This is a genomic window from Nocardioides eburneus (assembly GCF_040838215.1).
In the GTDB taxonomy this organism is placed as follows: domain Bacteria; phylum Actinomycetota; class Actinomycetes; order Propionibacteriales; family Nocardioidaceae; genus Nocardioides; species Nocardioides eburneus.
Genome location: NZ_JBFPJR010000015.1, coordinates 48,122 through 60,713 on the forward strand (window position 1 = coordinate 48,122; position 12,592 = coordinate 60,713).

The 12,592-nt window shown below is 68.7% G+C and carries 8 protein-coding genes and 1 tRNA gene; 5 read left to right on the plus strand and 4 right to left on the minus strand.

What is annotated here, in order from left to right; translation table 11 throughout:
• The first annotated feature begins 86 nt into the window (after nucleotides 1-86).
• Genes AB3X52_RS10400 through AB3X52_RS10415 form a run of 4 tightly spaced genes read left to right on the plus strand, consistent with a single transcriptional unit; the run spans nucleotide 87 to nucleotide 5,269 of the window.
• Complete coding sequence (locus AB3X52_RS10400; protein WP_367993964.1) at nucleotides 87-1,067, plus strand: ornithine cyclodeaminase family protein; 981 nt, start codon at nucleotides 87-89, stop codon at nucleotides 1,065-1,067.
• An 8-nt stretch (nucleotides 1,068-1,075) separates the two neighbouring features.
• On the plus strand, nucleotides 1,076-2,572 hold the full coding sequence (locus AB3X52_RS10405) for an NAD-dependent succinate-semialdehyde dehydrogenase (RefSeq protein ID WP_437440546.1): 1,497 nt from the start codon (nucleotides 1,076-1,078) through the stop codon (nucleotides 2,570-2,572).
• 29 nt (nucleotides 2,573-2,601) lie between these two features.
• On the plus strand, nucleotides 2,602-3,630 hold the full coding sequence (locus tag AB3X52_RS10410; protein ID WP_367993966.1) for a dihydrodipicolinate synthase family protein: 1,029 nt from the start codon (nucleotides 2,602-2,604) through the stop codon (nucleotides 3,628-3,630).
• 46 nt (nucleotides 3,631-3,676) lie between these two features.
• A complete protein-coding gene (locus AB3X52_RS10415) occupies nucleotides 3,677-5,269 on the plus strand; it encodes an FAD-binding oxidoreductase (protein ID WP_367993968.1) in 1,593 nt (530 codons plus the stop codon).
• Between the two features lie 523 nt (nucleotides 5,270-5,792).
• Here the strand turns inward: AB3X52_RS10415 and AB3X52_RS10420 are convergent.
• The 3 genes from AB3X52_RS10420 to AB3X52_RS10430 all read right to left on the minus strand — a co-directional run bounded on the left by AB3X52_RS10420 (nucleotide 5,793) and on the right by AB3X52_RS10430 (nucleotide 10,974).
• Nucleotides 5,793-6,332 (minus strand): DUF2637 domain-containing protein, encoded by a 540-nt coding sequence (locus AB3X52_RS10420; RefSeq protein WP_367993970.1) that lies wholly within the window; start codon nucleotides 6,330-6,332, stop codon nucleotides 5,793-5,795.
• Between the two features lie 119 nt (nucleotides 6,333-6,451).
• A complete protein-coding gene (gene mobF, locus AB3X52_RS10425) occupies nucleotides 6,452-10,075 on the minus strand; it encodes a MobF family relaxase (RefSeq protein ID WP_367993972.1) in 3,624 nt (1,207 codons plus the stop codon).
• 182 nt (nucleotides 10,076-10,257) lie between these two features.
• Nucleotides 10,258-10,974, minus strand: coding sequence for a hypothetical protein (locus AB3X52_RS10430; RefSeq protein ID WP_367993974.1), 717 nt, complete (start codon nucleotides 10,972-10,974; stop codon nucleotides 10,258-10,260).
• Nucleotides 10,975-11,326: 352 nt separating this feature from the next.
• On the opposite strand from AB3X52_RS10430, the gene AB3X52_RS10440 reads away from it, so the two are divergent.
• Nucleotides 11,327-12,409 (plus strand): tyrosine-type recombinase/integrase, encoded by a 1,083-nt coding sequence (locus AB3X52_RS10440; RefSeq protein WP_367993976.1) that lies wholly within the window; start codon nucleotides 11,327-11,329, stop codon nucleotides 12,407-12,409.
• Nucleotides 12,410-12,470: 61 nt separating this feature from the next.
• On the opposite strand, the gene AB3X52_RS10445 is transcribed toward AB3X52_RS10440, so the two are convergent.
• A tRNA-Ala gene (locus tag AB3X52_RS10445) sits at nucleotides 12,471-12,543 on the minus strand.
• Between the last annotated feature and the right edge of the window lie 49 nt (nucleotides 12,544-12,592).

The following is a 12,592-nucleotide window of genomic DNA, read 5'->3' on the forward strand; positions in this document are numbered from 1 at the left end:
GATGCCAGGTATCCGTGAACGTCCATTGTGGATCCAATATCCAATCCATAGCGTCGTTGTGTCACCGATCACAGAGATGAGACTCCATGACCCTGATCCTGGACGACGCCGCCGTGCGGGCGGTCTTCGACTGGCGCCGCGCCGTTGGGGCCCTCCGAGAGGCGTACGCCGCCGATGCCGACCAGGCGAGGTTCCCCGCCCGCCGGATGGCCCGCGGCGACCACGGATGGCTGCGCACGCTCAGCGGTGTGCCGGCGGGCGAGCACCTCATGGGCCTCAAGGTGATCGCGGCCTCGCCGCGCAACGGCCGGGTGTCCTACCTGATTCCGCTCTTCGACCAGCGCACCGCCGAACTCGTGGCCTTGCTCGACGGGCACTCGATCACCGGCTTTCGCACCGCCGCGACCTCAGCCCTCGCGGCCGACGTCCTGGCCGTGGATTGCCCGCTTCAGGTCGCGGTGATCGGCTCGGGCTTCGAGGCGCGCAACCACTTACGCGCCGTGGCGGCGGTACGCGACGTTGCTGGCGTGCGGGTCTTCAGCCCGCGCCCGCAGAGTCGGCAGCGCTTCACCGACGACCTCGCCGATCTCAACCTCGCCATCGAGCCCGCGGAGTCCGCCGAGTCTGCGGTCGTCGGCGCGGACCTTGTGATCTGTGCCGCCCGCTCTCGTGACGAGACGCCAACGCTGCTCGGGGCGTGGTTGCGGCCGGGGATGACCGTGATCTCGATCGGCTCGACCCTGCCCGAGCAGCGCGAGGTCGACCCTGAGGTCATCGCACGCGCCGACCTCCTAATCGCCGACATGCTGCCCGAGGTGCTCGAGGAGACCGGCGACCTGATCGCTGCCAGGCAGGCAGGGGTCGACATCACGGCCCGGGCGATGAGCCTTTCGGATCTGATTGGAGGCTCCGTACCCGGCCGAGAGAGACCCGAACAGATCCTTCTGTACAAGTCGGTCGGTGCCGCCGTGCAGGACCTTGCCGTTGCCGAGCTATGCGCGCGCAGTGCCGAAGAACAAGGACGAGGTCGAGACCTCGACCTCGGGATCCACCCGGTCGAGAAGTGAGGAACACCGTGACCATCGAAGCCAGCCCGTTCAGCGTGCTCGACCAACCCGATCTCCTCCGGTACGGCGCCCACGTCGCCGGCGAGTGGATCACCGAGGGCGGCTCCGGCTCGTTCACCGTCGACGATCCAGCGACCGGCCACGTCATCGCCAAGCTGCCCTCGCTCAGCCCTGAGCAGGTGAGGGCGTCGGTCGAGGCCGCCCACCGCGCCCTTCCGGAGTGGAGCGCACGATCAGGCAACGAGCGTTCGCAGGTGCTCCGGCGCTGGTTCGACCTGGTGAGCGAGCATGCCGAGGACCTCGCCAGAATTATCGTCCTGGAGCAGGGCAAGCCGCTGACCGAGGCGCGCGCGGAGATCGTGTACGCCGCCTCGTTCCTGGAGTGGTTCGCTGAGGAGGCCAAGCGGATCCGCGGCGAGATCTTCGACTCTCCCAGGGCATCGAACCGCGTCGTGGTGCTGCAGGAGCCGGTCGGCGTCTGCGTGGCCATCACGCCGTGGAACTTCCCAGCCGCAATGATCACCCGCAAGGCCGGCCCCGCCCTCGCCGCAGGGTGCACGATGGTCGTCAAGCCTGCCTCTCAGACGCCGCTGACGGCGCTCGCGCTCGCCGAGCTGGCCGAGCGTGCCGGGGTGCCGGCGGGCGTGCTCAGCGTGGTGACCGGACGAGCCAGCGAGATCGGACCGGAACTGACCGGCAACCCGCTGGTCCGCAAGATCAGCTTCACCGGCTCCACCGAGGTCGGCCGCCGCCTCCTGCAGGAGGCGGCGCTCACGGTCAAGAACGCCTCGATGGAGCTGGGTGGCAACGCCCCTGTCCTGGTGTTCGACGACGCCGACGTCCCCACGGCCGTGGAGGGCGTGCTGACGGCCAAGTTCCGCAACACGGGCGAGTCGTGCATCGGCGCCAACCGCGTCTACGTTCAGGACCGGATCTACGACGAGTTCGCCGCCGCGTTGGCCGAGCGCACCGGCGCGCTCAAGGTCGGTCCCGGACTACAGGACGGTGTCCAGATCGGTCCGCTCATCGACAGCGCGGCCGTCGAGAAGGTGGCCGAGCATATTGCCGACGCGACAGAGAACGGCGCGCGTGTCGTGGCGGGTGGTTCCGTCCACGGGCTGGGTGGACGGTTCTTCGAACCCACGGTGCTTGTCGACGTCGCCCCCGGCATGCTCATCACCCGGGAGGAGACCTTCGGCCCGGTCCTGCCCTTGGTGCGCTTCGACCACGAGGACCAGGTGGTGGCCTGGGCCAACGACACCGAGTTCGGCCTGGCGGCGTACCTCTTCACGAAGGATGCCGAGCGCACCTGGCGGGTCGCGGCCGCACTGGAGACGGGCATGGTCGGGATCAACACCGGTCTGATCTCGAATGAGGTCGCGCCGTTTGGCGGCATCAAGCAGTCCGGCCTCGGCCGCGAGGGATCGGTGCACGGCATCGACGAATACCTCGAGCTCAAGTACCTCGCCTGGGAAGGCGCCGGCGCCACGTCGGCCGCCCGCTGACCACCGCTCAACACCTCGAAGGAGTCTTCATGCCCACCTACACCCGTACCGAGGCCCGCGAGTGGGCCCGCGAGCACCTCGTCGGCGCCGTCAACTGCACCATCCCTTCCTTCACCGCCGACCTGCGCGACATCAACGAGGCCGGCATCCGGCACGACATACGTCTGGCCAAGGAGCACGGCTTCCTCGGCACGCTCGGAGTCTCCGAAGTGAACATCACTATCCCGGAGTACCTCGAGTTCTTGCGCATCGTCCGCGACGAGGCCGACGCAGACGGTGGCGACCTGGTCGTGGTGCACCACGCCAGCTGGGGCAACCTGGAACAGAACATCGAGGCGGTCAAAGGCGCCGAGGCTGCCGGCGCGGAGCTGGTGCTGCTGTCCTACCCGCCGAACTTCTACCCCGAGTCCGAGCAGGAGGTCTACGACTACACCAAGACCCTCTGCGATGCGACGAATCTCGCGGTCATCCTCTTCCCGATGTTCCTCTGGGGCTTCAGCACCCGCATCCACCCGTCCGATATCCCCGCCCGGTTGATCCGCCGCCTGCTCGACGATTGCCCCAACATCGCGGTGATCAAGGCCGAGGGCGGCTTCCCCAGCATCATGGGCATCGTCGAGTGCCACCGCCTCTTCGGCGCGGAGGTAGTGATCTCCTGCCCGATCGAGGGCGAGCTCCTCCCGCTCGGCCAGCTCATCCCGATCCAGCTGTCCGCGACCAGCGACCACGAGTTCTGGGGGCCCACGATCCCGCATGCGATGAGGCTGCTGCGAGATGGGAAGTTCGACGAGGTAACCGACCTCTACTGGCGAATGCACCCGGCCCGCAAGGCCAAGAACGCACTCGCCCAGCAGCTCAACGGCGGCGCCTTCATCAACCGGCAGCTGTGGAAGTTCCAGGGCTGGCTGCAGGGCTACAACGGCGGCCCGCTGCGGATGCCGACCCAGCGCATCCACGAGCCGCAGATGAACGCCCTGCGCAAGGGCCTCCTCGACTCCGGCTTCGAGCCCAGCACGGACCCGTTCCGCGAGTTCTTCCTCGGGCGCAACCCCGCCTAATCACCAGACGAACACCGCACGAATCACCAGCCGTAGGAGACGACCGATGACGCTTGAGTTCCTGCCCGACGACGTGGCCCAAATCCCCGCCGACACCTTCGCAGCCGCCTTGGCGGAGCTGGCCGATGCCCTGGGGGCCGATGCGGTGCTGGCCGAGCCGGCGGAGAAGTCAGAGTTCCGCGATCCGTTCCAGCCCGAGCAGTGGCAGGCCTTCTGGCCGGGCGCGGTCGTCCAACCGACAACCACCGAGCAGGTGCAGGACGTCGTCCGGATCGCGGCGAAGCACGGCATTCCACTGTGGAGCCAGGGCCAGGGCCGCAACAACGGGTACGGCGGAGCTGCACCCCGCGTCTCCGGCGGCATCACGGTCAACTTCCGCCGGATGAACCGGATCCTCGAGCTCGACGAGGAGATGGGCTACGCCCTCCTGGAACCGGGCGTGAGCTTCGAGCAGCTCTACGAGGAGATCCAGGCGCGAGGACTCAAGCTGATGGTCTCGGTGCCCGACCTGGGCTGGGGCAGTCTGGCGGGGAACTCCCTCGAGCACGGCATGACCTACCTGCCGAACGGCAAGGACTTCATGGCCGCGTGCGGCATGGAGGTCGTCACCGGCGACGGCTCGCTGCTACGCACCAACATGGGCGCGATGGAGGGCAACGAGACCTGGAACCTCTACCGCCGCAGTCTCGGCCCGTCACTGGACCAGCTGTTCATGCAGTCCAACTTCGGCATCGTGACCAAGATCGGCATCTGGCTCTCCCCGGCGTACGAGACGATCCAGATGGTCGACGTCGACGTCTATCGCGAGGACGATCTCGCGCCGATGGTCGACATCCTGCGCCGGCTGCGCCTGGACGGGACAGTCGACGGCGTGCCATGCATCCTCAACACCCTGCTGCTGGCGTCGACGATGGGGCAGCGCTCGCAGTTCTACGACGGCGACTCGTCCCAGCCGATCCCCGACGAGGCCATCGACGAGATCGCCCGCAAGCTCGACCTGGGTCGCTGGCACCTACGCCTGGCGCTGTACGGCGACGGCCCCGTCGTCGACCACAACTTCGCCAAGGTGCAGAGTGCGTTCGAGGCGATCCCGGGTGCGCGCGTGACCGGCACCCGCACCACCCCCGCGGAAGGGCCGGACCTGCCGAACCCGTCACACCGCGTATACGCCGGCGTACCCAACCTCGACTGGAAGGACATGGGCGGCTGGTACGGCGGAACCCGCGGCGGCCACATGAGCTTCGCTCCGGTCGCCCCGCTCAAGGGTGAGAAGGTGCTGGCGCTACACCGCTGGATGCGCGCCTTCTTCGAGGCGGCGGGGCTGGACTACACCGCCGACATCATCGTGGGCAACGCCCGCAGCGTCTGTCACGTCACCGGCGTCACCTTCGACTACGACGACCTGGACGCCACCGAGAAGGCCTACCGCACCCTGCAGGACCTGGTCCGCGAGGCCGGCAAGCTGGGGTACGGCGAGTACCGCGCGCACCTGCATTACATGGACCTGGCGCAGGAGCAGTACGCCTTCGGCGACCACGCCTACCTCCGGTTCGTGGAGAAGATCAAGGACGCCGTCGACCCCGCCGGGATCTTCTCGCCAGGCAAGCAAGGAATCTGGCCCCGGGCGCTGCGCCCTTGAGAGGCGTGGAGGACGCCCTGGCGCAAACGGTCAACACGCCGACGTCATCCGGATCGTGCCCGGCGGCGTTGCATCACGGACGCGCGGAGAGGAACCGGGTCGCGGTTGCGCTGATCGGCTGCAGGGGTTGTTATCTGGCCGGGGTTAGGTGGTCAGACAGTCACGGGTACCGCGGCCACCGTTGCCGACCCGGTTGGCCCGGTTCCCTGGTGGTCTTGGCTTCCTTGCGTAGCTCGCCCTCCCGACGGTCGGCGGTGCGGTGCCAGATCCTTGATCACGTTTCCGCGCAGCTCGCGGTCTTCCAGGGATCCACCGTTGGCAAGGTGGGCGCTGACGTAGTCGGTGACGCGTTGACGTGCTGATCCCTCGGTGCTGGGCCGTTGGGGGTGTTCCTGGTCCGCGGTACGAGCCGCAGGCCGCTGGGGTGCACTCACCCGCTCGCTTGAGACGATGGCGGCCGGGGCCGGGGCAGCAGTCGTCGCCTCCGCTGTCGCCAGACCAGGTGCGGCCGCAACGGCAGTGCTCAGGAAGCCGCATGCAAGGTGCCCGTCGGCACGGCCGGCCGGGGCTCCGGCTTGGACGTTGAGACCGTCGTGGCACTCATGGCCTCGGCCCGGCGGTCCGGCTGGGTGGGGGTAGGGTTGGTGGCCGGTGCGGGCGCCTTGACGTTGCGGTGCTGGCGTTCGTGGAGCGCGCTGAGCAGGATCTCGAGGGAGAGGACCTGTACGAACGGTGGGAGTCTGGCCAGGAGCTTCGCGAGCCATTCCGACCCAGCGTGGGCATCGTTGGTGATCGCGCTGGGGGCCATGAGGCCGATGGCCAGGATGAGTTCGGCGGCTCGGGGCCGGTCTCCGCGCTGGATGCGGATGAAGGGGGAGGCGGCTGCGGCGAGCTCGCCGCCGTCGATTGCGATCGGAACCCTCCAGGCTGCACCCGGGAAAACGACGTGGGTCGCGATGGCTTCGGCGCGGATCGCGTCGAAGGCGAGCACGAACGTGGCGCAGGTGACTGCTGTGAGGCACAGGCAGGTGACTGCGAACGCTACACGCTCGAACCAGCTCACCGGACGGGCTGCTTGCCGAGGTGGCGACGGCGACGGCGGCCGGCCAGCAGGAGCACGAGGCCGGATCCGCGGCCACGCCCGTCTCGCCCGGACACATCCGGGTCGTCGAGGACCGCTCGCTAGAGGCTCAGACTCTGCTCATGCGCTTGTCCCGAGAGCCTCCGCGGTTCCCCGCTGCCGGGCGCTGAGCACGACTGCGTCCCTTTACGTGCGGCCGGCGACGTCCCCAGGGCGCGGACGGCTCCGCCGGGCACTGGGGGCTCGCTCATCGTTCGGAGCGCACGAGCGGCATCTGCGGGCGGCAGGGTGTCGAGCTTGCGAAGGAGGTGCTTGGCGTCCTGTACTCGCGCGCGCAGCTGCACCGTGCGGCGCCGGACGTCGGAAGCCCGGCGATTGCCGAGGAGGTGTCGACGGGTGTCTGCTCGCACGTTCTCGTGGTTGCTGTCAATCAGCGCCAGCCTGTCGACCGCACTTGCCATGTCGCGGCAGGCCTCGAGGACGCTCGGATGATCGTTGGTGGCCAGATCGGCTGCATGCTGGGCCCAGCGGGTGCGGTCGGCTCCTGGGGTCGAGGCGGTTCCCCAGCGAGCGGCGACCGCAGCGGTCAGGCTGTCAAGATCGCTCGACCTCTGTTCAGCAGCCCGTTCCGCGGCGCGGCGTCCGAATCTGCCTGAGTTGCGGGCTGCTGCGTTGGCCGCATACATGCGGTCCGCAGCCTCTGCGATGGCGTCGGCCGCGTGGGCAGCCTGTTCCAGCAGGTCGGCGTGAACCGCGGCACGAATGGCCTCCTCGCTTGCTTTCGCTGACGCGACCGCGCGTTCGTAGGGTGCCCGGTTTCGCTGGTGCTCGCTGTCCAGGGCGGCGATCGCCGCGAGCGCGTTCTCCCAGCGGGCGGCGTCGGCGTTGGCGCGGTCGATGTCGGCAGCAAGTCGGGCGCGTTCGGATGCGACGTACTCGGCATCGATGGTCGGAGGTGCGACGAGTCCGGCAACAGCTTCGCGCGCCGTCCTGGCCGCGTGCGCGAGACCGCGATCTGCGCGGTCCCGTTCCATCGTGCAAGCGAACTGCTCGCGCGCATCCTCGACGTCGGCCGCGACGACGTGGAGCAGGTTGGCCTCGCGGCCGCGCGTCAGGCCGACGTAGATGCCGGCAGCATCCAGAGCCGCACTCTCGAAGGCGCCGCTGGTCGGGCTGTTGAGGACGGCGTGGGCAGCCTCGCTGGTCGCACCCTGGACGCCGTAGGCGGTTGAGGCGTAGGCAAGGTGGACGTGCTCGGCGACGTAGGCGGCGGGGAGGTGTTTGCTCGCTCGACGGCCAGCTGCTTTGGCTGGCAGGACCCACAGATCACCGTCGTCGTCGGCCCGCTGGACGATCCAGGTCTGCCGGTTGGCGACCCCCAGCGCGTTGTCGTTGCGACGGGTCATGACCAGGTCGCCTGGCCCGACCGGCAGGCCATCGGACCCTACGGCGGCGGTGACTTCGGGGATCTCGCCACGGGCGATGCGCGCCTGCCGGATCGCGGCATTGACCTCTGTGGCCTCGTCGATGGTCCCGACTGTGATGGCGTCACCGGGTCGCGCGATCTCTGCCAGCGCCGCATGCATCGCTTCCGTCGACTCGTGGAGCCGCACGAGGCCGAACTGCTGCAGGCGGTCGAAGAGCCGCTCGGCACGCCGGCCGTCGCGCAGGTCGAGAGTGAAGGAAGCGTAGGTCGGATCGGCGAAGCGGTGGATGCCGGTCAGGTCATGGATCTCGAGTCCAGATGCAGTGACGAGGTCAGCCGCGATGTCGAGGACGCCGCCTCGGCCCACCGCTGGCAGCTGGGCGCGATCACCGATCAAGGCAATGCGAGCGCCGGTCTCGGCCGCGACAATCAGGAGGGCGGTGGCGGTGTCCTGATCGAGCATGCCTGCTTCGTCTACGACGATCCGCTCCATCGTGCGCAGCCTTCTGGGTGCGGGTGGGCCGGCAAAGACTTCACCGGACACCGGGTCGGATTCGCCAGGCTTGAGGCGGTGCCAGACGCCGTCGTTGTCCCAGCGCCATCCGTAGGCGTGGACCAGTGCGGCCACAGAGTCGGTCGGTACGCCGAGTTCCTCGGCTGCGACATCGGCGGCTTTCTTCGTCGGGGTCACGATCCGCGTAGGTCGCCCCTGAGCCTCGGCCGCAGCGATGGCGGCGCCGAGCATGGTGGTTTTTCCTGCACCCGCCGCGCCCTCGACGATGACCAGCGGGGTTGGCGACGCGATCGCGGCCGCGGCCTGGGCCTGGTCGGCGTTTAGCCCACGTTGTGTCGCGAGCCGCTCGATGGCCTCCGCCTCCGCGGGCGCCATCGCATCCACCTCGCCCTCGGCCGGCCCGCTCGCTTCGACACCGGCGCCGATCAGGTCGCGCAGGGTCTCCTCTGCCGCGACGACGCTGATCGTGGTGAGGTGGGCGACCTGCTCGGGGCGGGCCATCGTGGGCGGCAGCACCGAGAGGCAGTCCGACGCGGCGAGGTTCGTCGCGAGGGTGATCAGGTCGCGCAGATCGCCGCCGGTCGCGGTGATGCCGGCCTCGGTGATCGCGTGCGTGACGTGCATCTGGATGTCGTGGATCGTCCACGTCGACGCACTCGCGGCGCAGCGGTCGAGCGCCCGCGCTGCGAGCTCTTCCACATCCAGGTCATCGATACCGACGGGCGCTGGCGCGCGGGCTGGGTGGGACCGTGGACCTGTCCGGTAGCCAGCGGCCGCAAGTTCGCGGCGCCAGCCCTCCTCACAACCGAGCCCCTCAGGGGCCGGCTTCTTGTGCGGTCTTTGATGATCCCAGGCACGGGCGAGCAACCTGGCACGCACGACCGGCCCGGGCTCCTCGCCGGGGTGCGCGTCCTCCCACGCGGCAACCAGAGCGGCGAGGTTGTGCTCGACCTGGGCGGCGCGCTTCGACAGCACCGCGTTGTACGGCTCGAGTTCGGCGACCTCGCCGGTGACGTGGTCAAGGCTCAACCCATGGGCGGCGAGCACACGCGTCAGCTCGGGGTGGGCGGCGATGACTGCCGTTCCGAGCGCCCGGACCGCGCCCTGCTGTTTGAACAGCGCCGCCGTGTCGAGGCCGCGCCACTTCCCGGCCGCGAAGACACGGGTGCCGATCTGGAAGTGGATGTGGCGATGCGGGTCCCCCGCCCGGGAGGTCTTGTGGACGACCGCCACGGTCTCGAGTCGGTGCACACCGACGACCTCTTGGAGCCCACGCGGACCGACACGGGTCACCGAGTGCTGGGCCAACCAGAAACGGATCTCAGCGACCGCGTCCGCCTGTGCACGATCGAGCGCTTCGGAGACACCGGGATGCAACGCGGCGGCGATCGAGAGCGACTTCGGAGCGTTGATCACCATCTCGGCGAACCGCGGCGACCCCAGTCTCGCGCTCGCATGCCTCCGCTCCCCCGGCATCGTCGCCTCGCCGTGACTGGGAAGCCGAGGGGTGCCCCGGGTCGCACCGGTGAACGGATTGCGCCAGTCCACCCAGTCCGCGTACTGCTCCGGCGTGAACACCCCCTCCGCCGTCACGTTGCCGTCACGATCAAGGACGGCGAACTCCGCCACCGCGGTCCCCGCTCCCAAGTAGTACTCATCAGCGGTCGAGCGGTCCGACTCCAAGTAGCGGCGTGCGGCACCACCGGTGCCACGGAACAGGATGACGCCACCCTTCACGCCCGAGCCTCCCAACAGATCCCGCATCGCGTGTATCTGCGCGTGCATGCGCTAATACCGAAGGTAACATACGTCCATTGGGTTGAGGATGGCAAGGAAGGGAGGAAGGAAGTGCGAGGTGGGGAAGGAGGATGAGTCGAGGAGCGCAGAGGAGGGAGGAAGGGAGAGTGGGCAGTGAGAAGAAGGAGGTAGGCGAGGAGGGTGAGAGGTGAGGCGGAGCGAAGGGGCGGTCAGCCGGCGCGGCCGCGGCGTCCCGGCGGGAGCAGGCCACGGTTCCGGGCCTTTGCCACCCATCCCTGCGCGGTTGTCAGCGCGACCCCGTTGATCTCGGCCATCGTCGCCGTCGGGTTGCGATCACCCTGTTTGACCAGCTGCCCGTGCTGGAGCGCGACGCGCTCATAGAAGTCCGGGTCGGTCTTGCCGGTGCCGGCCAGCGGCTTGAGCAGGTCGCGGCGGGCGACCTTCGCGCCTGAGGGCAGGACGATCTTGTTGCCGGTCAGAGTCTCGGTGGACTTCATCGCGAAGAGGCGCTTGTTGATCGAGGTCTCGATGTGCGCGGTCGGCAGCTCTCGCAGCAGGCGCGAGGTGATCGGATCACCCGGGACCCGCGGCAGATACACCACGCCGGTGATGCGCACCTCCTCAGGGACCGCGAACGCCTGGCGTTGGAGTCGGAGGTACACACGGGTCCCCGAGTCGGCGTGCTCCAGGTAGCGCCACAGCCCGCCTTCCGGCTCGTTCGCCACCGCGTCTCCATCGGCATCGGGTGCCGTCGACGCCCGCGAGGAGTCGTCGTACCCGAGGATCTCGTCGATCCGTGCACTCTCATCACTCGAGCGATGCCCCGGGAACATCGTCGGTAGATGCCACCCCGGAGGCATGTCCGCAGGCGTCAGCAAGTCATCAGCGTCCTGCCGGGCGTACGGCGGGTCCTGGGGCAGTCTCATGGCCCCGAACCTACCGAGAATCAACGCCGATGTCAGGTGCTTGCATTTCCACGCGAGGAAGCGCAGAATCGAATGGTTCGGCAAAACCACGCGCAAGGGCGGCGATGACGGTGGGCAGCAACATGATGAGGAAGCGCGGGAAGGCGAGCAGCGCGGTAGCACCGGAGGACTACGGGACGAGCGGCGCGGAGTTCCTGATGTCCGACGAGGTCGCGCAGTGGCTTCGGGTCTCCCAAGCGACGCTGTGTCGGTGGCGTCAGTCCGGCTGCGGGCCACGGGTGACGTGGATGTCGAGGACCTGCCCGCGCTATCGGCGCTCTGACGTCGAGAGCTGGTTGGAGAAGGCCTCGGCGTGAGCGTCTCGAAGACTCCGAACGGCCGCTTCCGCGCCCGACTGAAGAGCGGGCGGGTCAATGTGGCCAGCAAGGTCTTCGATACCAAGCGCGAGGCTACGGCCTGGCTCGCTCGCGAGCGCGCCGCGTTGGTCGGCGGAGTCGATCCCCGAGCCGGGAAGGAGCGGGTCAGAGACGCGGTGCAGCGCTGGCTCCTCATCCGGTCGACGACGGTCGCCCAGAAGACCTACCGCGCCGACCAGGATGTCGAGCGGCTGACCACGGCCAGCGTCCTCAATCTCCACCTCTCGGCCGTCTCGGGCCGGGAGGTCGCCCGCGTCTTCGAGCATCTGCTCGCCTCCGGGCTGGTCGAGTCGTCGGTCGTGCGCTACCGAGCGAGCCTGTCCTCCTTCTTCGGCTGGTGCGTGCGAGAGAAGCTGATCGCGACCAATCCCGTCACCGCAGTGCCCGTCCCGAAGAGCTCCGAGGAGCGCACGGAGATGAACCCGTTCACCGAGGACGAGCTCGAGACTGCCTACCGGGCCTGGCGCGAGCAGAACGCCCGGCTCGCGGACATCCTGCTCATCCTCGGCTGGACCGGTCTGCGCTGGGGCGAGGCCCGCGCGATGACCGTGGGCGACGTGATGGAGGTGCCGGCACCGGGCTTGATCGTTCGCCGATCAGCACCCGAAGGCATCGCCACCAAGGCCACCAAGAGCGGGCGATCACGCCGCGTCCCGATCGCCAACCGCGTGCTCCCGATCGTCGAGCGGCTCAAGGTCGGCAAGAAGCCGGGCGACCTGCTCTTCACCACCGAGGCCGGCTCCCGCCTCCACCGCTCCGCGGTGCTGCGCACGATGAGGTGGGAGCGGACCGGGAAGGGCCGCCGCATCCACGACCTGCGACACACCGCCGCCTGCCTCTGGTTGGCGCGCGGTGTCGATGTCAGCACGGTCCAGAGCTGGATGGGCCACGCGTCGATCGCGACGACGAATCTCTACCTGCACCACCTCGGCACCGGCGCCGACCTGGCCGGGCTGGAGCGCCTCAACAGGGCGCCGGGGGCCACCGGGGGGCCATCCGCCGGACGCACAGGCGAATAACAGCGACGAAGCCCCCAGATGATCCGTGCGTTTCCGCAGGTCATCCAGGGGCTTCACTCGGTGGAGCTGAGGGGATTCGAACCCCTGGCCTTCTCATTGCGAACGAGACGCGCTACCAACTGCGCCACAGCCCCAAGCGAGGTGAAACGTTAGCACCCCGGCCGCTCGGACCTGAAATCAGGC

Bases quoted from the DNA above. Each gene is read 5' to 3' on its own strand.
- AB3X52_RS10400 (WP_367993964.1), top strand. From the start codon at position 87: ATGACCCTGATCCTGGACGACGCCGCCGTGCGGGCGGTCTTCGACTGG.
- AB3X52_RS10410 (WP_367993966.1), top strand. From the start codon at position 2,602: ATGCCCACCTACACCCGTACCGAGGCCCGCGAGTGGGCCCGCGAGCAC.
- AB3X52_RS10415 (WP_367993968.1), top strand. From the start codon at position 3,677: ATGACGCTTGAGTTCCTGCCCGACGACGTGGCCCAAATCCCCGCCGAC.
- mobF (WP_367993972.1), bottom strand. From the start codon at position 10,075: ATGCACGCGCAGATACACGCGATGCGGGATCTGTTGGGAGGCTCGGGC.
- AB3X52_RS10430 (WP_367993974.1), bottom strand. From the start codon at position 10,974: ATGAGACTGCCCCAGGACCCGCCGTACGCCCGGCAGGACGCTGATGAC.